Origin of the sequence: Kitasatospora sp. NPDC057738 (assembly GCF_042798815.1) — a bacterium.
GTDB classification, from domain to species: domain Bacteria; phylum Actinomycetota; class Actinomycetes; order Streptomycetales; family Streptomycetaceae; genus Kitasatospora; species Kitasatospora lactacystinica.
The window spans coordinates 191,050-211,997 of record NZ_JBHVJT010000001.1 but is presented as its reverse complement, the minus strand read 5'-3'; the positions used below and the strand labels follow the sequence as shown (position 1 = coordinate 211,997).

The 20,948-nt window shown below is 74.6% G+C and carries 17 protein-coding genes and 2 pseudogenes; 8 read left to right on the top strand and 11 right to left on the bottom strand.

Translation table 11 applies throughout. From position 1 onward, the window contains the following. Window positions 1–195: 195 nt before the first annotated feature. Window positions 196–1,779 (bottom strand): purple acid phosphatase family protein, encoded by a 1,584-nt coding sequence (locus ACFVGO_RS00900; RefSeq protein ID WP_380630477.1) that lies wholly within the window; start codon window positions 1,777–1,779, stop codon window positions 196–198. 88 nt (window positions 1,780–1,867) lie between these two features. Here ACFVGO_RS00900 and ACFVGO_RS00895 point away from each other — a divergent pair, with 88 nt between their 5' ends. Further along, window positions 1,868–2,557, top strand: coding sequence for a response regulator transcription factor (locus ACFVGO_RS00895; RefSeq protein ID WP_359907499.1), 690 nt, complete (start codon window positions 1,868–1,870; stop codon window positions 2,555–2,557). Between the two features lie 418 nt (window positions 2,558–2,975). On the opposite strand, the gene ACFVGO_RS00890 is transcribed toward ACFVGO_RS00895, so the two are convergent. Both ACFVGO_RS00890 and ACFVGO_RS00885 read right to left on the bottom strand, forming a co-directional pair. After that, window positions 2,976–4,640, bottom strand: coding sequence for a peptide-N4-asparagine amidase (locus ACFVGO_RS00890; RefSeq protein WP_380630476.1), 1,665 nt, complete (start codon window positions 4,638–4,640; stop codon window positions 2,976–2,978). Between the two features lie 271 nt (window positions 4,641–4,911). Beyond that, on the bottom strand, window positions 4,912–5,814 hold the full coding sequence (locus tag ACFVGO_RS00885) for a LysR family transcriptional regulator (protein ID WP_380356538.1): 903 nt from the start codon (window positions 5,812–5,814) through the stop codon (window positions 4,912–4,914). Between the two features lie 137 nt (window positions 5,815–5,951). On the opposite strand from ACFVGO_RS00885, the gene ACFVGO_RS00880 reads away from it, so the two are divergent. Together ACFVGO_RS00880 and ACFVGO_RS00875 are read left to right on the top strand one after the other, a co-directional pair. Next, window positions 5,952–6,998 carry a pseudouridine-5'-phosphate glycosidase gene (locus ACFVGO_RS00880; protein ID WP_380630475.1) on the top strand — a complete coding sequence of 349 codons (1,047 nt, stop codon included), beginning with the start codon at window positions 5,952–5,954 and terminating at the stop codon, window positions 6,996–6,998. Window positions 6,999–7,001: 3 nt separating this feature from the next. Next, window positions 7,002–7,880, top strand: coding sequence for a PfkB family carbohydrate kinase (locus ACFVGO_RS00875; protein WP_359907511.1), 879 nt, complete (start codon window positions 7,002–7,004; stop codon window positions 7,878–7,880). A gap of 9 nt (window positions 7,881–7,889) precedes the next feature. On the opposite strand, the gene polX is transcribed toward ACFVGO_RS00875, so the two are convergent. Beyond that, a complete protein-coding gene (polX, locus tag ACFVGO_RS00870; protein ID WP_380630474.1) occupies window positions 7,890–9,620 on the bottom strand; it encodes a DNA polymerase/3'-5' exonuclease PolX in 1,731 nt (576 codons plus the stop codon). A 76-nt stretch (window positions 9,621–9,696) separates the two neighbouring features. Continuing rightward, a complete protein-coding gene (locus ACFVGO_RS00865; RefSeq protein ID WP_359907516.1) occupies window positions 9,697–10,422 on the bottom strand; it encodes an ATP-binding protein in 726 nt (241 codons plus the stop codon). 293 nt (window positions 10,423–10,715) lie between these two features. On the opposite strand from ACFVGO_RS00865, the gene ACFVGO_RS00860 reads away from it, so the two are divergent. After that, complete coding sequence (locus tag ACFVGO_RS00860) at window positions 10,716–11,333, top strand: helix-turn-helix domain-containing protein (protein WP_359907519.1); 618 nt, start codon at window positions 10,716–10,718, stop codon at window positions 11,331–11,333. Beyond that, window positions 11,330–12,688, top strand: a complete 1,359-nt coding sequence (locus tag ACFVGO_RS00855; protein ID WP_380630473.1) for an MFS transporter — start codon at window positions 11,330–11,332, stop codon at window positions 12,686–12,688. Before ACFVGO_RS00860 ends, ACFVGO_RS00855 begins: the two co-directional genes overlap by 4 nt. An 18-nt stretch (window positions 12,689–12,706) precedes the next feature. Here ACFVGO_RS00855 and ACFVGO_RS00850 read toward each other — a convergent pair whose 3' ends face one another. Together ACFVGO_RS00850 and ACFVGO_RS00845 are read right to left on the bottom strand one after the other, a co-directional pair. After that, entirely contained in the window at window positions 12,707–13,378 is a 672-nt protein-coding gene (locus tag ACFVGO_RS00850; protein ID WP_359907524.1) for a DUF6629 family protein, read from the bottom strand. Between the two features lie 210 nt (window positions 13,379–13,588). After that, window positions 13,589–14,428 (bottom strand): annotated as a pseudogene (locus ACFVGO_RS00845) (DMT family transporter); the annotation flags it as partial. A 267-nt stretch (window positions 14,429–14,695) separates the two neighbouring features. Between ACFVGO_RS00845 and ACFVGO_RS00840 the strand changes: the two are divergent. Beyond that, window positions 14,696–14,959: a dsRBD fold-containing protein gene (locus ACFVGO_RS00840; RefSeq protein WP_359907527.1), complete on the top strand. Its 264-nt coding sequence runs from the start codon at window positions 14,696–14,698 to the stop codon at window positions 14,957–14,959. Between the two features lie 417 nt (window positions 14,960–15,376). Here ACFVGO_RS00840 and ACFVGO_RS00835 read toward each other — a convergent pair whose 3' ends face one another. The 3 genes and pseudogenes from ACFVGO_RS00835 to ACFVGO_RS00825 form a co-directional block, all read right to left on the bottom strand. Further along, the gene (locus tag ACFVGO_RS00835) at window positions 15,377–16,150 is read right to left on the bottom strand and encodes a hypothetical protein (RefSeq protein WP_359907530.1); all 774 of its coding nucleotides are present in this window, start codon (window positions 16,148–16,150) and stop codon (window positions 15,377–15,379) included. Between the two features lie 436 nt (window positions 16,151–16,586). After that, a pseudogene (locus ACFVGO_RS00830) lies at window positions 16,587–17,242 on the bottom strand (IS5 family transposase); the annotation flags it as partial. Between the two features lie 226 nt (window positions 17,243–17,468). Further along, window positions 17,469–18,338 carry an alpha/beta fold hydrolase gene (locus ACFVGO_RS00825; protein ID WP_380630472.1) on the bottom strand — a complete coding sequence of 290 codons (870 nt, stop codon included), beginning with the start codon at window positions 18,336–18,338 and terminating at the stop codon, window positions 17,469–17,471. 148 nt (window positions 18,339–18,486) lie between these two features. On the opposite strand from ACFVGO_RS00825, the gene ACFVGO_RS00820 reads away from it, so the two are divergent. After that, the gene (locus tag ACFVGO_RS00820) at window positions 18,487–18,942 is read left to right on the top strand and encodes a MarR family winged helix-turn-helix transcriptional regulator (protein ID WP_380356556.1); all 456 of its coding nucleotides are present in this window, start codon (window positions 18,487–18,489) and stop codon (window positions 18,940–18,942) included. Between the two features lie 11 nt (window positions 18,943–18,953). Here ACFVGO_RS00820 and ACFVGO_RS00815 read toward each other — a convergent pair whose 3' ends face one another. Beyond that, entirely contained in the window at window positions 18,954–19,880 is a 927-nt protein-coding gene (locus ACFVGO_RS00815) for an AEC family transporter (RefSeq protein ID WP_359907535.1), read from the bottom strand. Window positions 19,881–20,165: 285 nt separating this feature from the next. On the opposite strand from ACFVGO_RS00815, the gene ACFVGO_RS00810 reads away from it, so the two are divergent. Further along, on the top strand, window positions 20,166–20,624 hold the full coding sequence (locus tag ACFVGO_RS00810) for an HD domain-containing protein (protein ID WP_380356558.1): 459 nt from the start codon (window positions 20,166–20,168) through the stop codon (window positions 20,622–20,624). The last annotated feature ends 324 nt before the right edge of the window (window positions 20,625–20,948 follow it).

Sequence of the window (20,948 nt, the reverse complement as noted above, 5' to 3'; positions counted from 1 at the left end):
AGGACCCCCCCGGGGTTTGTGTGTCCCCCTCCCCCAGTGGCGACAAGCCCCACCCCCCCCGCTACCCCGCCCCCCGTTCCCCCCCCCCGCGTCCGTGCGTGCGCGTGAGGCGGAGGGGCTACCGGGTGAGGCACGATGACGGGATGAGGCGCACCGGACGGTCTCCGCCGGTCGGAGGCTGCCGTCGAGTACGCCCTAGTGACCCCGGCCGCCGCCGCGGGTGCCGCGCGGGCGGGTCAGGGTGAAGCGGTCGACCGGGACGAGGTCCCCGTACGGGCCGCTGACGGAGTAGTAGGTGACGCCGATGGTGGTCTGCCCGTTGCGGCCGCCCGGGTCGACGTCGAAGGAGGCGAAGCCGTACGGGTTGTCGGCGTCCCGGAAGGCGGACCAGGGGGCGTCCTCGATCACGTACACCGGCGGGCGCTTGCCGGTGGCCGGGTCGACGGCGCCGACGCCGGTGATCACCCGTGCCTTGGCGGGGCTGAAGAAGAGCTGGTTGGACGGGGCGGAGGTGCCGCCGCCGCCGATGACCATGTGGACGGTGCCCTTGGTGGTGTCGATGGTCTCGGTGCCGGTGGAGACCGGGATCGGCGTGCGGGTGTCGGTCGGCTGCTGGCCGCGGATCGGGTGCGAGCGCTCGTAGTGGTGCTCGTGGCCGCAGACCACCAGGTCCACGCCGTACTTGTCGAACAGCGGTACCCAGGCCTCGCGGACGCCGAGGTCGGCGCCGTTGAACCTGTCAGCGGTGGAGATCACCACCTGGTGCATGCAGACCACGATCCAGTCGATCCCCGGGTCCGCGTTGGCCGCGATCAACTCCCGCTCCAGCCAGCGCTGCTGGGCGCCGCCGGAGTAGCCGTGGACGTAGCTGTTGCCGCCGTCCTGGTAGGCCACGTCGTCGTTGTTGAGGCTGATCACGCGTACCGAGCCGGCCGTGAACGAGTACCACAGGCCGTTGGTCTCCGGGTCGGAGCGGGCGTCCGGCAGCTCGAAGTACGCCTGGTAGGCGCCGTAGCCGATCGGGCCGTTGCCCTTCTCGTTCTCGTGGTTGCCGGCCGCGGGCATCCAGGGGCGGTGGCGGGCCGAGCGGCTGTTGTTCTCGAACCAGTCGGACCAGGTGCGGACCCGGTCGGTGGCGATGTTCGCGTAGCACAGGTCGCCGTTGAGCAGGTGGAACAGCGGGGCGATCCGCTCGACCCCGGCGGTGGTGTCGCCGGCGGCCGGGCTGCCGAGGTTGTCGTTCACGTAGCCGTTGGCGGTCTTCCTGCCGAGGGTGGGGGTGCCCTGGTCGCCGAAGCTGGTGAAGGTGAAGGCGGACCGGCCGCGCGGGGCGGTGCGGACGGTGCCGAGCTCGGGGGTGGTGCCGTCGTGGACGGCGGCGTAGACGTAGTCCGTGTCGGCGTGCAGGCCGGTCAGCCGGGCGTGGTGCGCCTGGACCTCGGTGCCGGAGGCGGCGTCCCGGTAGGTGCGGGTCGAGGCCTGGACCGTCCGGCCGAAGCCGTTGTTCGAAGTCCCGTACATCACACGCGGGTTGCCGACGGACCTGGTGGTGTGCCAGGAGACCACCACCTCGCGCGAGGCGTCCGAGCCGAACTGGAGGTGCAGGCCGGCCACGCGGGGCGCGCCGGAGCGGTCCGGGCGCTGCCAGAGCACCGGGGAGGCGGCGGCGGGGGTGGCCTGGACGCCGGCGAGGGACACGGCACCGCCGAGGCCGACGCCGGTCGCGCCGGCCAGGAGCCCGCGCCTGCTGACGGAGGGACGTCCACTGGAATCGTTCATGGCGGCCAGCTCACCGGACGAAGGTGAACCGGGCCGGTTCCACCGCGTGAACTTTCCCGTCCGCCACCCGTGCGCCACACTGCTGGGCGTGACGAGTGCGAACGGTGGGGGCCGGCGGGTGATCCGCACCCTGATCGCCGACGACCAGGAGGCCGTCCGGCGGAGTGTCCGGCGGATCCTGACGGCCCAGCCGGACATCGAGGTCGTGGGCGAGGCGGTGGACGGGCTGTCCGCGCTGGAGCTGGCGGCCGAACTGCGGCCGGACGTCGCGCTGGTGGACATCCGGATGCCGCGGATGGACGGACTGGAGCTGACCCGGCGGCTGGCCGGGCCGGACGTGGCGGATCCGGTGCGGGTGGTGGTGCTGACCACCTTCGACCTGGACGAGTACGTGTACCCGGCCCTGCAGCACGGGGCGTCCGGCTTCCTGCTGAAGCGTTCCGGCCCGTCCCTGCTCGCCGAGGCGGTACGGGCGGCGGCGGACGGGGAGAGCCTGATCAGTCCGTCGGTCACGGTCCGGCTGCTGCGGCACGTGACGCAGCCGCGCCGCCCGGAGCGCCGGCGGGCGGCGCCGGTGGTGCCGCTGACCGAGCGGGAGGTGGAGATCGCCGGGCACGTCGCCGCGGGCCGCACCAACGCGGACATCGCCGCGGAGCTGTTCATCTCGCCGGGAACGGTGAAGACCCACGTCGCCAGCATCCAGCGCAAGCTCGGGGTGGCGAACCGGGTCGGGATCGCGGTGCACGCCTGGGAGATGGGCTGGGCGGGCGCGCGGTAGCCGGGGCGCGGGAGGTGCGGGAGGTGCGGCGCGGGGACAGGACGCGGGAGGCGCGGCGCGCGGGGAAAGGTGCGCGTCCACGGGCCGAGGGGATGCTCCGTGGACGCGCGGAACCTACGAGGTGGGGGTGGCCTCCGGACGTGACGTCCTCCGGCCGGTAGTTCGATCGTCGACCGAGGTAGTCCCAGCGGCAGACCCTGATCCGTCTCGATCCGTCGCCACTGCCTCCTGCGGTCGAACTTCCTTCAGCTACCTCGCAGGTCCACCTCCCATCATGCGCCTCCTACGGGCCGTGCACCAGGGGTGAACGGTATGAATCCGACCAATTTCGCAACTCGGGCGGCGACGTGCCGGCGAGGGGCGGCGAGCGGCGTCGACGTGCCGCGGAGGGGCGGCGCGGGCCGGCGAGCGGCGACCGTCAGGGCCGCGGCCAGCCGTCCACGAAGTTCAGGGTCCGACGGTACGGCCCCTCGGGCCCGGTGCTCCGGTACTCCTCGGCGCTGCTGCCGGTCCGGACGGTGCGGTCCCCGTCGTGCCGCGTGGCGGTGGGGCGCAGGGTGTGGTCGACGGTGGAGCGCTCGGTGACGTGGCCGCCGGTCGCCGCGGTGGTGTCGCGGTGGTAGCCGAGGTCCATGGCGGTGGTCTGGTCGGTGTTGCCGGCCGCGTCGCGGCTCACCCGGTAGCTGACGTCCAGCGGTTCGCCCTCGTGGACGGTGGTGGTGCGGTGCGGGCCGCCGCCCCAGGTGGCGGTGGTGCGGGTGAGGTCGGCGCCGTTGTGCAGCGTCACGTCGTTGCCCGCGTCGCGCAGTCGCTGGGTGGAGCGGAAGGCGAGTTCGTCGCGGACCTCGGTGGTGATCCGGCCGTGCGAGGTCTGCACCCAGCCCCGGGCGAGGTCGTTCCGGGCGGCGGTGACCGTCCAGTCGCCGCTGCCGCCGCCGTGGTCGGCGAGGTCGGTCGCGACGGTGGCCTCCGGGGCGACCCGGTGGTCGGTGAGCTGTCCGGTGGTGCGGTCGGCGCCGTGGTCGGTCTCGGCGAAGAGGTTGACCTGGCCGGTCCAGATGTCGTTGCTCTGCGCCTCGGCGGTGTTCAGGGTGACGCCCACGGCGTGCGGCCGGCCGTCCAGCAGCAGCCCGACGTACGGGGTGAGGTCGAGCCGGTAGGCGGGCAGGTCGAAGGCGAAGACGCCGGGCACGGGCCGCCAGAGCAGCGGGTCCCAGCCGCCGGTGTAGATCACCGGGTACGGCCAGACCGCGCCGGCCACCCGGCCGTCCACGGTCAGCCGCAGCTCGCGGAACGGGCCCTTGCCGCAGATGCCGGTGCCCGGGTTGGCGGCGGCGAAGGCGTCCGGGGCGGAGGCGTACGCGAACTCCTCGCAGGCGCCGCCGCCCCGGGCGTAGACCTCGGCGGTGAGGCGTTCGAGGTTCTGCGGGAAGGTGAGGTCGCGCCCGGCGGCGGGGGAGGTGCTGGTGAGCCCGAACGGTCCGGTGGTGAGCAGCCGGTCGGCGGCGCGGGCGGCCGGCCAGTGGGCGTCGGCGGTGTAGAAGGTCAGGTTGGCGCTGATCGTGAAGACGCCGGTGTAGGTGGCGTCGGTGACGTTGGCGAGGTCGAAGGAGAAGTCCTGCGGGCCGCCGGTGAAGAGCGGGGCGTAGCGGGTGACGTCGTGCTCGACGTTCCAGGCGATGCCGTCCTTGGACGGCTCGGGGGTGGAGGAGAGCAGCACCTGGACGCCGCCGACGCGGACGCTGAAGATCCGGTCGAACTGCCGTCCGGCGACCTGTCCGTGGAGGTCCAGGACCACCGCGGACCAGGGTCCGGCGCAGTCGGCGGGCGGGGTGAGGGTGGTGGTGTACGGGGTGTCCGGCGGGTTGCCGTACCCGTTGCGGAACTCGCGTTCGTGCATCGCCTCGACGGTGCAGGAGCGGGTGTCGGGGCGGGTGAGCGGCTTGGTGGCGGTGACCGGGTCGTGGTAGTCGGTGCCGAAGTCGGCGTGGGCCGGGCCGGCGGCGGTGAGGGTGCCGGCCAGGGTGAGGACGGCGGCGCCGATCAGACCGGCGGCGCGGCGGAGCAACGGGCGCAGGGCCAAGGCGGGTTCCCGGGGTTCGGCGGCCCGCGGGCGGGTGCCGCGGGCCGGTCGGATGATCCGGGAATCCTTCCGGTGGTGGCATGCCAGCGTCAAGGATTCCGCCGGTCGGACTCGGACTCGGGCTCGGACCCGGATTCGGACCCGGGCTCGGACCCGGATTCGGACCCGGGCTCGGACCCGGACCCGGGCTCGGACCCGGATTCGGGCTCGGACCCGGATTCGGGCTCGGGTCCGGACTTGGGCTCGGACCCGGGCCGTGCGACGGGGCGGGTCAGACGTCCTCCAGCTCCGCGGCCTCCTGCCGGATCAGGTCCCGCAGCGAGGCCAGCCGGGGCCGCCGGTCGTCCGTCCGCCACTGCATCTCCAGCGGAAGGGTGGCCCGCCCCTCCAGCCGTACGGTGGCCACGTCCTCGGTGAGGTGGCCGGTCATCGAGCCGGGCACCAGCGAGAAGGCGCGGTTGCGGGCGAGCAGGTAGAGCCGGGAGCCGACGATCCGCGGCGGGCTGACCAGCACCGGTGGGTCCACGCCGTGGTCCGCGCAGAGGCCGAGCACGTGGTCGTAGTAGCGGGGGTGCTGCTCGCGCGGCCACAACAGCAGTGGCAGGTCGCGCAGTTCGGCCAGGCCCAGGCTGCTCCGGCGGGCCAGCGGATGGTCCCGGCCGAGCGCCACCAGGACCGGTTCGTCGGCGATCCGCTCCAGCCGGTAGCCGGTCACCTCGTCGAGGAAGCGCCCGAGCCCGATGTCGGCCAGCTCGGCGGCCAGGGTGGCGGAGACCTGCCCGGTGTCCACGGCGAGTTCGGTGGTGTCGAGCGCCGGAAGCTCCTGCTCGGCCCGGCTGACCACGGCGGGCAGCAGTCGGTTCACCACGCTCGGCGAGGCGACGATCCGGGCGGTGCCCAGCCGGGACTCCTCGTGCAGCCGTACCCGGGTCAGCAGCGTCTCGGCCTGCCGCAGCAGCCGGGCGCTCTCGGTGGCCATCACCTCGCCGGCCTCCGTGAGCGCCACCGAGCGGCGGCTGCGGTCGAACAGCTCGACGCCGACGGTCCGCTCCAGCCGGGCGACCTCCTGGCTCACCGTCGGCTGCGAGATGTGCAGCCGCTCGGCGGCCCGCCCGAAGTGCAGCGTCTCGGCGACGGTCAGGAAGACCTGGAGCTGACGCAAGGTGAGACCCATGGTTGTCAGGGTAGACGAACCAATAGGCGCAGGCCTATCGGAAACCTCAGGACTCATTCTGGATTCCGATGCGAGCCGTCCATACGCTGAGCAGACGTTGCCCCACCGCAGTGGCAACCTCACAGAGAGTTCGCATCATGACCGGACTTCGCCCCACCACTCCCGCCGTCCAGGTCTCCGAGGAGGTCGCCCGGGCCCTCGCCGAAGGCCGGCCGGTGGTCGCCCTGGAGTCGACCATCTTCACCCACGGACTGCCGCGGCCGCGCAACCTGGCCGTCGCGCTGGAGGCCGAGCGGCAGCTGCGGGCGGCGGGCGTCGTCCCGGCCACGATCGGGGTGCACGCCGGGGTGCCCACGGTCGGGCTGAGCACCGAGCAGATCACCGAACTGTCCGCCGTCGACGGCCTGGACAAGGTGAGCCTGCGCGACCTCCCGGTGGTCGCCGCGCTCGGCCGGCACGGTGGCACCACCGTCGCCGCCACCGCCTTCCTCGCCCACCGCGCGGGCATCCGGGTCTTCTCCACCGGCGGCCTCGGCGGCGTGCACTTCGGCGCCTCGGAGAGCTTCGACGAGTCGGCCGACATGACCACCCTGGCCGCCACCCCGGTCACCGTGATCAGCGCCGGCGTGAAGTCCATCCTCGACATCAGGGCCACCCTGGAGCGCTTCGAGACCTACAACATCCCGGTCATCGGCTACCGCACCCGCAAGTACCCCGGCTTCTACGTCACCGACTCCGGCCACGAGATCAACTTCAGCGTGGAGTCGCCCGAGCAGGCCGCCAGGATCATCGAGTCCCGGGACCGGCTCGAACTGCCGCAGGCCGTCCTGATCGCCAACCCGGTCGACCCGGCCAAGCAGCTGCCGCCCGACGAGCTGGACGGCATCCTCGCCCGCGCCTGGGCGGAGGCCGAGCGCCGTGGCGTCACCGGCAACGCCTCCACGCCGTTCCTCCTCGACTTCATCCAGCGGGACACCGGCGGGCGCAGCCTGGAGGTCAACGTCGAGGTGTACCGGGGCAACGTCCGGCTCGGCGGGGAGATCGCGACCGCGCTGGCTGCGGGGGCGGGTGCGGGGGCGGGTGCGGGGGCGGGTGACGCCGCTGCGGACGGTGCGGGCCGTGGTGCCGGTGACGCCGCAGCGGGTGACGCCGCTTCGGCCGTCGTCGCCGACGGCGGGGCCTGAGCCGTGCTGGGGGTGCTCGGCGACCTCGTCGAGGACATCGTGGTCTGGGCCGACGGCCCGCTGCGGCACGGCACCGACTCCGGCGCCCGGATCTTCCGGCGGCGCGGCGGCAGCGCGGCCAACGTCGCCTGCTTCGCCGCCGGGCAGCACCCCGCCCGCTTCCTCGGCTGCGTCGGCGAGGACGCGGTCGGGGACGGCCTGGTCGCCGAACTGGCCGGCCACGGCGTCGACGTGCGGGTCTCCCGGCGCGGCCGGACGGGCAGCGTCGTGGTGCTGATCGACCAGGACGGCGAGCGGACCATGCTGCCCGACCGGGGCGCCGCCACCCTGCTGGAGCGGGTCCCGGACGAGTGGCTGACCGGACTGACCCACCTGCACGTGCCGGCCTACTCCTTCGACGGAGAGCCGGTCGGCGGCACGGCGGTGGACGCGCTCGCCCGGGTCCGGAGGGCGGGCGGCACCACCTCGGTGGACGCCTCCTCGACCGGCATGCTGGAGCGGTTCGGACGGGAGCGCTTCCTCGGTCTGCTGGCCGAGTCGGCGCCGACCTTCGTGTTCGCCAACCGCTCCGAGTCGGCGTTCCTCGGGCTGCTGGTCGGCGGTCTGCCCGGGCCGGAGCGCGCCCGGCTGGCGGCCACCGCGGTGGTCACCAAGGCGGGTGCCGAGGCGACCGCCGTCGACGTGCCCGGCGAGCCGCTGGTCATGGTGCCGGTGCCGCCGGTGGCCGAGGTGCGCGACCTCACCGGGGCCGGGGACGCCTTCGCGGCGGGGTTCCTGGCCGGCTTCCTGGACACCGGGGACCTCGGGCGCGCGGCCGGGCTCGGGCACCGCAGCGCGGCCCGGGTGCTGGCCTCGCCCGGTGCCTCCTGCGGCGGGGAGTGACGTTCGGGGCTACCCGGGCACCGCGTCCTTGTGGAGGAAGTGCTTCAGCTTCTGCCAGGTCCAGGTGTTGACCACGTCCTCGGCGGTGAGCCAGCCGCGCTGCGCCGTGCCGATGCCGTAGCGCGGGTAGCCGAGCTGGCCGGTGGCGTGGGCGTCGCTGTCGATCGCGAAGCGCACGCCGTGCCGCCGGGCCCGCAGGACGTCCTCGTCGCGCAGGTCGAGCCGCTGCGGGGAGCTGTTGATCTCGATCGCGGTGCCGGTGCGCGCGGCGGCCTCGAACACCGCGTCCAGGTCGACGTCGATCGGCCCGCGCCGGCCGATCCGGCGGGTGGTGAGGTGCCCGATGACGTGCACGTACGGGTTCTCGCAGGCGCGGATCAGCCGACGGGTCTGGGCGGCCCGGTCCAGGGTGAAGTGCGAGTGCACGGAGGCCACGCAGACGTCGAAGCCGGCCAGGAACTCCGGTGGCCAGTCCACCCCGCCGTCCGGGCCGATGTTCAGCTCGGTGCCGTGCAGCAGGCGCAACTTCTTGTGCCGGCCGGCGAGTTGCCGGAGCTGTTCGCGCTGGGCGAGCATCTTCTCGTCCGTCATCCGCTGCATCACCAGGTCCGGGGCGTGGTCGGTGACGGCGAAGTAGGAGTAGCCGCGGGCGGCCGCGGTGTCGATCATCTCCTCCAGGGTGGCCAGCCCGTCGGTCAGGTCGGTGTGGGTGTGCAGGTCGCCGCGCAGGTCGGACTCCTGGACCAGGTCCGGGAGTCCGCCGTCCAGCGCGGCCTCGATCTCGCCCCGGTCCTCGCGCAGCGGCGGCGGGATCCACGGCAGTCCGAGGGCCGCGTACACCTCGTCCTCGGTCTCCGAGACCACCTTGGCGCCGCCGTCCACCTCGAACAGCCCGTACTCGGAGAGTTTCAGCCCGGCCCGGACGGCCATCGTGCGCAGCTTGATGTTGTGCGCCTTCGAGCCGGTGAAGTAGACCAGTGCGGCTCCCCAGTCCTCCTCCGGGAGGACCCGCAGATCGACCTGTACGCCCTGGGTGGTACGGACCGAGGTCTTGGTGCTCCCGCTGCCGATCACCTCGGCGACGGAGGGGAGTCCGGTGAGCGCGGCCATCAGCGGGGCGGAGTCCTCGGCGGTCGCGAGCACGTCGATGTCGCCCACCGTCTCGCGCATCCGGCGCAGCGAGCCCGCGTACGCGCAGCGGGTGCAGCCGGGGACGGCGGAGAGCACGGCGACGAGCTGCTCGGCCAGCTCGCTGGCGGTGTCCAGCAGCGTGCGGCCGCCGGACTGCCGCATCAGCTCGATGCCGTGCAGGATCTTCTCGCCGCTGCGCTCGCCGAAGCCGGGCAGGTCGGCGAGCCGCTCCGCGCGGGCGGCCGCGGCGAGTTCGTCCACCGAGGAGATCCCGAGGTCGCGGTAGAGGGCCAGGGCGCGCTTGGGCCCGACACTGGGGACGGCCATCATCTCCCGTACGCCGGACGGGATCTCGGCGCGCAGCGCCTCCAGGGCGGGCACGGTCCCGGTGGCGAGGTACTCGGCGATCTTCTCGGCCGTGGACTTCCCGACGCCGGGGATCTGCTGCAGCCCCTTGACGTCCAGGCCGGCCAGGTCCCCGGGGTGGCCGCCGACCGCCCGGGCGGCCTTCTCGTAGGCGCGGGCCCGGAAGGCGTCCCCGCCGGTGATGTTGATCAGGTCGGCGTACTCCTGGAGCAGCTCCCTGACCTGGTCGTTGAGCCGGGGCATGGGGCAAGTCTAGGTTTCGTGGGCCGAATCCGCCGGGTGCGCGCCCCGGTCCGGCCCCGGACGCCGCGGTACTCCGTCAGTCGTACGCGACGGTCAGCAGCAGGACGACGGTCAGCCCGCCGCCGGGGGTGGGCTCCACCGCGAGCCGGCCGCCGGCGGCGTCCACCAGGCTGTGCAGGGCGGGCCCCACCACGCCGTCCGTCCGGACACCGGCGATCAGCCGTTCGCGCGCCCCGGTCGGCTCGGAGGAGCCCCGGTCGCAGACCCGGACCTCCACCCGGCCGCGGGTCGCCGCCGCCCGTCCGGACGCCCGTGGTGCGGACGCGCCACCCGCCACGTCCGCCCGGACCAGCACCCGGCCGCCCGGCGGGCTGCGCCGGATCGCCTGGTCGACCAGCCCGGCGACGGCCGTCTCCAGCCGGCGGGCGTCCCCGGCCACCACCGGCAGCCCCGGCGCCACCCGGACCGTGACGGCCGCCGCCCGGCCGCCGCCGCGCACCACCCGGCGGACCAGGTCCGCCACCTGGACGTGCCGGGCCGTCGGCTCGCAGCCGTCCTGCCGGCCGGTCCAGCGCAGTCGCTCCAGCTCGGTGCGGGAGAGCGACCTGGGCGCGGCCATCACGCCCGGTGAGAACGGGCCGAGGCCCTCCTCGGCCTCGGTGGTCGCCAGTGCGCCCGCGCGCCCGGACCCGCTCCGGTGGCCGGTGCCGCCCGCGCCGCCGAACGCGCCGACGGCGCCGCCGAACGCGCCGAGCGCCCGGGCCCCCGACGCGACGTAGCTCCAGAGCCTCCCGCGTGCCATCGCCCTGCCCCTCGTGCTCGCCGGCGGCCGTCATCGAATCCGCGGCCGACCGGGACGGGCCGACCACCGGGCCCTTCCTGCCAGCCTGCGCCTCGCCCGCCCGGGTGACAATCCCGCTCCGGGCCGCGGTCCGCTCCGGGGCCCCCGCCGAGCGGCCGGTCGGGCACCCGCCGACCGGCGGGGCCCCGGAGGCGCGGACTCCTGCGCGTCGAGCAACCGCGAAGACTTCTTCGCAAAGAACCCTTCGCGAAAAACCCTTTGCAAAGAAGTCTTTGCGGTTCTAGTCTCCTGCCATGACCGAAGAGCGCGGCTGGAAGCACAGTGACGACCCGCACATCGCCATCACCGCCAAGAACATGCGGGCGATGGCGCACCCCGTGCGCATGCAGCTGGTCGGACTCCTGCGCAAGCACGGCCCGTCGACGGCGACGAGGCTCGCCGCACAGCTGGGGCTGAACTCCGGAGCCACCAGCTACCACCTGCGCCAACTCGCCGCCGCGGGCTTCGTCGAGGAGGACGAGGAGCGGGGCAACGCCCGCGAGCGCTGGTGGCGTTCGGCCCACCCGCTGACCGTCTGGACGGTGGACGACATGGCGGACGACGACCTCGACACGGCCGCCGGCTTCCTGCGGTCCGTCCTGGCCGCGCACACCCTGACCGCCCAGCGCGCGCTGGACGCCTTCGAGACCATGCCGCGCGAGTGGCGCCGGGTGACGGACCTCAGCGACCGGGTCCTCCAGCTCACCCCCGCCGAGGCCGAGCGGCTCTCCGGCGAGCTGTTCGAGGTGGTCCGGCGCTACCGGCAGATCGACCACGGCGGGCCGGCCCCGGAGGGTACCGAGCAGGTCTCCGTGATCGTCCACGTCCTGCCGGACACGAGCACCACCACGACCGAGGGGGAAACCGCATGACCACCACCGGCACCGGCACCGCCGCCGTCCACGCGCCCGGGCGCAGCTTCCGCCCGCTGGCCGGGGTGCTGGCCGCCACGGTCGTCTCCGTGACCGGCACGCGCGTCTCGGCCATCGCCCTGCCCTGGTTCGTCCTGGCCACCACCGGCAGCGCCACCATGACGGGCCTGGTCGCCTTCGCCGAAATGGCGCCGTACGTGGCGGTCAAGGCGCTGACCGGGCCGTTGGTGGACCGGCTCGGGCCGCGCGTGGTGTCCTGGACGACGGACGCGGTCAGCGCCGTCACGGCCGGGCTGGTCCCGCTGCTGCACGCCCGGGGGCTGCTCCCGTTCTGGGCGCTGCTGGTGATGGTCGCGGTGATCGGGGCGATGCGCGGCCCGGGGGACTTGGCCAAGTCCGTCATGGTCCCGGAGGCGGCCGACCACGCCCGGGTGCCGATGGAGCGCGCCACCGGGCTGTCGGGGGTCACCGAGCGGCTGGCCTCCACCATCGGTCCGGCGGTCGGCGGCGGGCTGGTCGCCCTGATCGGGCCGCTGGCCGGGCTGGCGGTCAACGCGGTCACCTTCGCGCTCGGGTCGCTGATCATCGCGGTCGCGCTCCCGCGCGGCATGGGGCGCCCGGCGGTGCCCGCCGTGGCAGCCGAACCCTCGGCGGAAGAGCAGCCCGCGGGCTACTGGCGGATGTTCCGCGAGGGCTTCACCTTCCTGCGCTCGGAGCCGCTGCTGCTCACCGTGATCGTGATGATCGGCATCACCAACCTGATCGACGCCGGGTTCACCACCGTCCTCGTCCCGGTCTGGGCGCGCGAGTCCGGCAACGGTCCGGCCGCCATCGGCCTGGCCACGGCCGTCATGGGCGCCACCGCGGTCGTCGGCAGCCTGATAGCGGCGGCCGTCGCCTCCCGGCTGCCCCGCCGGACGGTGTTCTTCGCCGGCTTCCTGCTGTGCGGTGCGCCGCGCTTCCTGGTGCTCGCCCTCGACGCGCCGATGTGGCTGGTGCTCACGGTCTTCGCGATCGGCGGCTTCGGCGCCGGCTTCCTCAACCCGATCCTCGGCGCGGTCCTCTTCGAACGGGTGCCCCGCCACCTGCTGGGCCGCGTCCACGCCCTCGGAGACTCCCTCTCCTGGGCCGGCATCCCGCTCGGTGGGCTGGTCGCCGGTGCGGCGGTCGCGGCGGTCGGGCTGATACCCGGCCTGATCGCCGGTGGAGCCCTCTACTTCGCGACCACGACCCTGGCCGGGCTGCGCCCCGAGTGGCGCGAGATGGACCGTTTCCGAGGGCACGCGGGCAGCGCGGTCCGGGCGAGCGGCGCGGCCGATGCGGCCGACGACTCGGAACCGGCGCACTGCGCTTAGCCGGCCCCAGGGGACGCCCTACCGGGCCCGGCCTTCGGCGGGGGCTGGCCCGCTCGCCGGTCGGTGGCCCGCCCACTGGAGCAGCAGCAGGCTGGTCAGTGCGGCGAGGGCACACCACGTGGAGACGAAGGCGAGGTGCCAGAGCAGGGCGCAGGCGGCGGCGCCCGCGCCGGTGAGGAGACCGAGACGGCGGAGCAGCCGGTCGCCGCTTGCCAGCAGGGAGCCGACGGTGACGAGGAGGTAGCCGGTCAGCAGGAGAGCCGGGTACGGGATGCCCACCGCATAGCCGAGGGTGTGGCCGTGCACGGTCGCCCCCACCGGGTGGGAGCCGATGGCCACGGCCAGCGGAGCGGCGACCGCCGCACCGAGCAGGGTGAGCGCGGCGAGCAGCCGTCGGCGCGGGCCGTCGGTCGCGCACCACACGGCGGCGGGGACCAGGACGGGCAGCAGAGGCAGGGCGACCACCGCCCAGGCGGTGCGGGCCGCTCCGGCGAGGCCGTCCGGCAGTCCGCCGTCGGTGCCGAGCCAGACCATCGCCTCGATCAGCTGGTGCACGCCCAGGACCAGAGGGAGCGCGGCGAGCGGCAAGCGCTCGGGCCGGCCGGCCCGGTGGGCGCGGACCAGGCACGCCACCCCCGCGACCGCGACCAGCCCCCCGGCCACGGCGTCCGCCTGCGCACTCCAGCACATCGGGGCCTAACCGGTGCTCCCGGGGCGGTCGTGCTCCGCGGACCCGCCCGTCGGTTCGTCCTTCGGATTGCCGTCCGGACTGCCCTTCGGCTCGTCGTTCGGTCGGTCCTCCGGACCGCCCCCGGACTTCTGCTCCGCCCCGCCCTCCCGGGGCTCCGCCCCGTCCTCGGGCGGTGCCCCGATGCTCTCCAGGGTGTCGCGGACGGTCCCGGGCATCGCCGGATGGCGGCCGATCACGATCACCCCGATCACGATCGCGACCAGCCCGGCGGCCTGCCAGGCCAGCGCCGCCGGGGTCACCCGCAGCCGGTCGCCGAGGAACCCGACCGCGCAGGCGATCCCGGCCACCGGCTGGGCGGCGGTAAGCGCCGGCAGGGACATCCGCAGTGGCGCCGCCTCGAAGGCGCTCTGCACCAGCAGCAGCCCGACCACGCCCGCCACCACCACCGCGTACGGTTGCCAACTGCGCAGCACCGCGGACAGGCCCTCGTGGTCGAGGCGCTGGGTGGTGGTCCGGGTCAGCGCGTCCTGGAGGCCGTAGAGCAGCCCGGCGGCGAGCGCCAGCAGGGTCGCCTCCTCGAACAGCGGCAGCCGCCGGGCCAGCGAGACCAGCAGCACGACCAGCCCGACCACGGTGCCGACCACCAGCCAGTGCCGCAGCTCCCCGGCGGGCGCCCCGCCGCCGGTCGGTTGCCCGGCCACGATGAAGGCCGTCACCCCGAGGGCCAGCAGCAGCACCCCGGCCCAGCCGGAACGGCCCAGGGTCTGACGGGTCAACACCCGGGCCAGTGCCATGGCGAAGATCAGATTGGTGGCCAGCAGCGGTTCGACCAGCGACACCTCGCCCTGGTTGAGGGCGAACGCCGAGAGGATCAGCCCGCTGACCATGAACCCGGTGCCGAGCAGCCACTGCGGCATCCGCATCAGGTCCAGCAGCAGCCGCCAGCGCAGCAGATCGGAGCGCGGGGCTTGCTGCGCCGCGTGCTGCTGGAGGACGAAGCCGAGCCCCAGACAGCAGGCCGCACTGAGAGCGAGGAGGAAGACCGCCACGGAGGGACCACCAGGTTGTCGCTGCCCGCGCCGCGCCGACGGCTCCGAGAGGTGGGTCGGAGGTCGCGGCCGCTCCCGCCAGCCTACCGCCGGGCCGGTGCCCGGGCGGGGCGCACGACACGCGCGCGGCGCGGCGGGCACCGGGCCGTCCGGCAGCGCTTGCCGCCACCGGCGGGGCAGGCGCACGCTGGTGTGAGCGGCCGCCACGGGTCACCGTCCGTGCCGGTCCGGACAGGCGCGACGGGGGCCGGCGCCAGGAGGTGTGGCATGCACAACCAGTGGGACGTGGAGCTCAGCTTCGAGGAAGACGGCGTGCACACGGCGTGCGAGGCCAGGCTGACCGGCGCCAGGGCGCCAGGCCTGAGCGCGCACGGCGAATCCGTGAAAAGTGCGGAGGACCGTCCGCTCGCCAGGATCGGCGAGGAGGTCGCGGCCGCCCGGGCCCTGGAGGACCTGTCCCGCAAGCTGCGGGCCCAGGCCACCGGGGAGATCGACGACGAAGGGCACCGCCCGGGGTACCTGATCTACTGAGCCCACCGGCAGCCGAACCCCCGTAGGCCGCGGCGGCCCGTGCACGGCTACCGGACCGGGAAGGGCGTGCCGCGGAGCTGTCGCGCCGCCGGACCGTCGCGCCGCCGGGCGGAGCCGCTCCTCCCGGGCCGCGAAGGCTTCGAGCAACAGCTCGGCGGCCGTGCGCTCGACGTGGCGCTCGCGGACGACGGCGTCCACGCAGGCGCGCTCCGCCTCGGTCCGGCCCGAGTGGAGGCGCCGCCACACCACGTCCGCCGTCCCCCGCGGTGCCACGGCCCCGGCCCTCAGCCTCCGCCGCATGGTGGAGTACGCAACGCTCCACCGTCCCCCCGTCGGGCGAGGGCGCGCGGTCGTTCCGCATCCGGCCGTCTGCGGCGCTCGGGACGGCCGCCGCACGGGCGGATCCGGTCGGCGGTCCTACCGGCGCCACCAGGGAGCGCGCAGGACGTCGTCCGGGTCGACGGCACAGTTGGTGCCGCTGACCACCTCGTGCGCCGGGACGTCCCAGCCGACGACGCCCGCGGCCTGCCGGTCCAGCTCGACCAGCCGGGCGCGCTGCGGGCCGGTGCCGGTGTCGACGTCGCACATCAACACGCTCGTCCAGGAGCGGCCGTCGAGAGCGGCGACGACCGAGAACGCCGGAAGCACCACCAGGGAGAGCAGCAGCGCCGCGACCCGGACCGCCTCGACGGCCCGGGGCCCGAGGGCCGTGGCCGGCCGCCCGGTGCGGTGGCCGGTGACGGCCGAACGCGCGCCGGTCCGGTACTCGGCCACCACACCGAGGCGCAGCAGATAGCCCAGGGCGCCCGCCGCCACACCCCACCACAGCCCGTTGAACGCGCCGACCACCACCCCGAGCGCCCCCGGCAGGATCGCCGCCCGGGCCGCCGTCTCCACCAGCGCCCGCCCCTGGTGCCGGGCGGCCCCGCCGTGAGCGGCCCGATAGGCATAACTGATGTAGGAGAGCACCGCCGCCAGCACGACCGCCAGCACCGGCTCGGCGAAGAACATCCCGATGACGACGTCCACCCAGTTCGCCGGCCCCATCGCCAGCAGCGCGTCCCGCGCCGCGTCCCCGCCCCCGAGCGTCCACGCGAGCTTCAGCACCGGAATGGCGAACACCACCGCGGGCGCCATCACACGAGCCGCACTCACCTGCCGCCCGCCGCCGGCCCGCGTGGTTTCGGTCATCCGGCAACGCTAAGCACGCCGCCCGTACCCCCGGCCGTCCGACACCCACCGGTGCACCTCATGGCCCAACCCTCCCGCCCCGGCGACGGCCGGCGACCCTCGCGCGCCGAACCCGTGCTCGTCAAGAAAGCCCGCCCGCCGCCGGTGCTGCGCGCGGCCCGGCGGATGCTCGCCCGGTTCACCTGCGGCACACCTTCGCCCCATCCCCGCCCTGGCACCCGAGCGAGCGGCGCGGCCGCGACCCAAAGCCGCCCCGAGCAACCATCCCCGCCGGAACGCCCCCCGAGCCCTGCCACCAGGTCGGCCCCGCCCGCCGGAAGTCGACCTGGCCGACTTTCGGCGCCGTCGAACCCTGGAGCGTGCCAGGAAGTTCGTGCAAGTCCGTGATCTGGAAGGCTGCTCCGGGCCCGGTTGAGGGCTTTGACTGGCCGGAACGACCGGAGCCGTGCGGCACACCCCGGTGGGCGATGACCGGCTTGATGCCGCGCTTCCACAGCAGGCGGCGGTACTTGTCGAAGTCGTTGCCGCGGTCGGCGAACAGTTGCCGGGGCCGGTGACGCGGACGACCGGTCCTGCCACGGATGTGGGGGATCGCGTCCAGCAGTGGCAGGAGCTGGGTGACGTCGTGGCGGTTGCCGCCGACCACTGTGATGGCCAGTGGCGTGCCCCGGCCGTCAGTGATCACGTGATGCTTCGAGCCCGATCGGGCACGGTCGACCGGGCTCGGGCCCGTTTTGGGCCGCCGCGACGGGCCTGGCGGTGCGAGCCGTCGATCACCGTCCACGACCGGTCCAGCTCGCCGGCGCGGTGCAGTTCGGTCAGCAGCGCCTGGTGCAGTCGGTCCCACACCCCCGCCTCGCGCCAGTCCCGTAGTCGGCGCCAGCAGGTCATGCCCGAGCCGAAGCCGAGCTCCTGCGGCGGCCACTCCCACTGGATCCCCGCGTGCAGCACGAACAGGATCCCCTGCAGACAGCCCCGGTCTTCCAACCGCGGACGGCCGATCCTGCGAAGCCGCTGCTGCCGCACGGGCAGCAGCGGCTCGATCCGGCCCCACAGGCCATCCGACACCAACCACGACGCTCTCTTCCCCAGGGCCCACTCAACGAGCCCGCCCTGCAGCACGAGAAGTCGGGTGGGCCGACTTTGGGTGTGGGGTGGGTGTGTCGCCTGCCTCGGGGCGACGTGGGTGGAGGTGTGCGTGGCGGGAGAAGTCGGGTGGGCCGACTTTTCGCGCGGGCGGGCGGGGTGTGCCGCCGGCCTCGGGGCGGCTCGGGGACAGGGGGCGGGGCGACTTCTCGTGGGGGTGGGTGGGGGGCGGTCAGGTTTGGTGGGTGGGGGTGAGGAAGGTGGTGAGGCGGGGGTTGAGGTCCTGGGCGGCGGCCATGGGGAGGTTGTGGTGGGAGACGCCCGGGAGGACGGCGACCTCTGCTCCGGGGAGGGTGCGGCGGGCGGTCCGGGCGATGCGGTGGGGGTCGTGGGTGCGGCTGTGGGCGGCGAGGAGGGTGAGGACGGGGGTGGTGAGGGCGCGGAGGCGTTCGGGGGAGGGGCGGGGGCCGGTCACGACGGGGGAGGCGGGGAAGTCGGCGTGGCCGAGGGCGTAGAGCTCGCGCCAGACGGGGTCGAGGGGCGGGGTGTCGCCGGTCTCCCAGTCGAGGTAGGAGCGGGCGCGGGCCGGGGTGCGGTGGGGCAGGAAGAGGGGGAGGGCGCGCAGCAGGTAGCCGGGGCGGAAGCCGGCGAAGCACTGGGTGGGGTCGAGCAGGGCGAGCCTGCCGACCCGGGTGGGGGCGTGCAGGGCGTACTCCAGGGCGATCCAGCCGCCGTACGAGTGGCCGCAGAGGTCGGCCCGCGGGACGTCGAGTCCGTCGAGGACGGCGTCCAGCCAGCCGAGCAGGCCGGGGACGCCGTCGAGGGCGGCGCCGTCGTGGATGCTGCGGCCGGGGTCGCCGATGAGGTCGACGGCGAGGACGCGGTGTCCGGCCTCGGCCCAGGTGCCGGCGTTGGCGAACCACATGGTGGAGGTGGCGCCGCCGCCGTGGAGCAGGACGAGGGGGCGGCCGTCGGCGGGGCCGCAGGCGTTGATCCGGGTGGTGCCGTGGGCGGTGCGGACGGTGAGTGCCTCGACCGGGACGGGCCAGCGGGCGAGCAGGGCGTCGTAGGCGGCGAGGAAGGGGGCGGTGCGGGCGGACATGGGGCCTCCGCGGGTGTGGTGTGATGGCGGCCGGGTCGGCTGAACCACTCGCCGAACACGTATCGCGCTGAACAAGCATCTCGCTGAGCAATTATCTCGCTGAGCGAGAGAATAGTCGCACATGCCCTCCCCGAGGAAGGACGACAGGGTGTCCGAGGTTGCCGAGCCGATGCGGCTGGTCCATCTGTTGCGTGGTCTGACGGTCGAACTCGACCTGTTCGGAGCCGAGTTCGCGGCCCGCAACGGTCTGCACCCGACCGATCTGCGGGCGCTGATCCACCTGCTGGACGCGGCCAGGGCCGGGGAGGTCGTCACTCCGGGCCGGCTCGGCGAGGCGCTGGGGCTGAACTCGGCGGGTACCACCGGCCTGGTGGACCGGCTGGAGCGGCTCGGGCTGATCCGGCGCGAGCGCGACCCGCAGGACCGGCGCCGGGTGCGGCTGCTGGTGGAGGAGCGGGCGATGGAGCTGGGGGAGGGCTTCTTCGGCGGGCTGATCGGCGATCTGGTCGCGGCGATGCGGCGGTTCGAGCCGGGGGAGCTGGACACGGCCCGGCGCTTCCTGGCGGCCGTGACCGAGGTGGTGTCGGCCGCCAGGGAGAGGTGAACGCGCCGGAACTACGCGGGGCCGAGGGTCCAGCTGATCACCGACAGCGTCGCCATCGACAGGAGCGTCGACCAGAGCACCGCGTCCCGGGCGAGGGCGGTGCCCCGCTGGTACTCGCGGGCGTAGGTGTACACGTTCTGCGCGGTGGGCAGCGCCGAGAACAGCACCACGGTGAGGAGCTGGTGGGCGGGCAGGTGGAGCAGCGGGCCGGCCACGGCGAGTGCGACCAGCGGCTGGACCAGGGTCTTGAGCACGACGATCAGCCCGACCTCGGTGCGGCGCGGACGGCCGTCCGCCGGTGGGCGGTTGTGCAGCGAGAGGCCGAGGGTGATCAGCGCGGTGGGGACGCCGGCGCCGCCGAGCAGTTCGCAGGAACGATTCAGCTCGGCAGGCAGGTGCACGCCGGTCGCCGACACGACCGCGCCCAGCGCGGTGGCCAGCAGGATCGGGTTGCGGACGGGCAGGGTGAGCAGCGCCCGGCGGCCGGCCGCGCCACCGTCCAGGACGGCCAGGACGGCGGGGGTGACCACCAGGATCTGGAACAGCACCACGGGCGCCACGAACGAGGCGTCGCCGAGGACCTGCATGGTCACCGGGATGCCGAGGTTGGCCGAGTTGACGTAGCCGGAGGCCATCGCGCCGATGGCCAGTTCGCCGGGCTTGCGGTGGAACAGCAGCCGCCCGGCGAGCAGCCCGAGGCCGATCGCGACCGCGGTGCCGGCCGTGAAGGCGAGCATCGAGGCGTTGGCGAAGCGGTCCAGCGGGGTGCGGGCGATCATCAGGAACAGCGCGGCCGGCATCGCCACGTGGAAGACGAACCGGTTGAGCACCGTCTCGGCGTGCGGCCCGAGCAGCCCGGCGCGGCCGACGACGTAGCCGACGCCGGTGAGCGCCCAGATCGGCGCGAAGGCGGACAGCAGGGGATGCAGGGCTGGCATGGTTCCTCGGATCGCTCGGACGGATCTGCCGGTGCGACGGGGGTGTCCCGTCGGGGGCGCCGACTTCCGAGCGCGGTGACCCCCCGAAGCCCATGAACCCCCGGGGCAGTAAACCAGTGGCCGCGGGCACGGCGATCAGTGGGTCTGTCGCGAGCACGCCAGCAGGACCGGCCGTCCGGGACGGTGTCGGCCGGCAGGGGCGGGGCCGAGCGACCGAAGCCCGGACGATCGCCCGGGCGCCGAGGAACCGAAGCCCGGACGATCGCCCGGGCCTACGATGGCCCGATGGAGGACCAGTACCTGAGCCTGTCCGAGGTGGAGGCGATCGCGCGCCGGGCCCACCAGGGGCAGGTGGACAAGAACGGCCACCCGTACGGCGAGCACATCGCGGCGGTCGCCCGGGGGACGGCGGCGCGCGGCGGCAGTGCGGCGCAGATCGCGGCGGGCTGGCTGCACGACACCGTCGAGGACGACCGGCTGAGCCGGGAGTGGCTGGCCGGGGCCGCGCTGCCGGAGGAGACCAAGGCGATCGTGGACGCGCTCACCCGGCGCCCGGACGAGCCGGTCGAGGCGTACACCGCGCGCATCCTGGCCACGCCGGGCGCGCTGCTGGTCAAGCGCGCGGACCTGGCGCACAACTCCGATCCGGCCCGCCTCGCCACCCTGGACCCGGCGACCGCCGAGCGGCTGGCCGCCAAGTACGCGCGGATGCGCGAGCTGCTCGGGCTCACCGGCGGGCTGTAGCCCGCACGCCGTGAGCCCGTGAGCCCGTGAGCCCGTGAGCCCGTGAGCCCGTGAGCCCGTGAGCGCGAAGCCCGCACGCCGTGAGCCCGCGGCCGCGAAGCCCGGGAGCGCGTAGTCCGCGCGCGGGGGTCCATGCGCCGTGGCGCCCACGCCGTGGCCCGGGCGGGCGCGGTCCACGGGCCGGGCCGCCGCCGGAGAACCAGGAGAGGGCCCGGACCACGCGGGTCGCGCGGGTCCGGGCCCTCTCGGGCACCCCGGTGGTCCCTGTCCGACCCCCGGGGTGAGGGGGAGTGGTCAGGTGGCGGGCGGTGGTCGGTGGGCCGA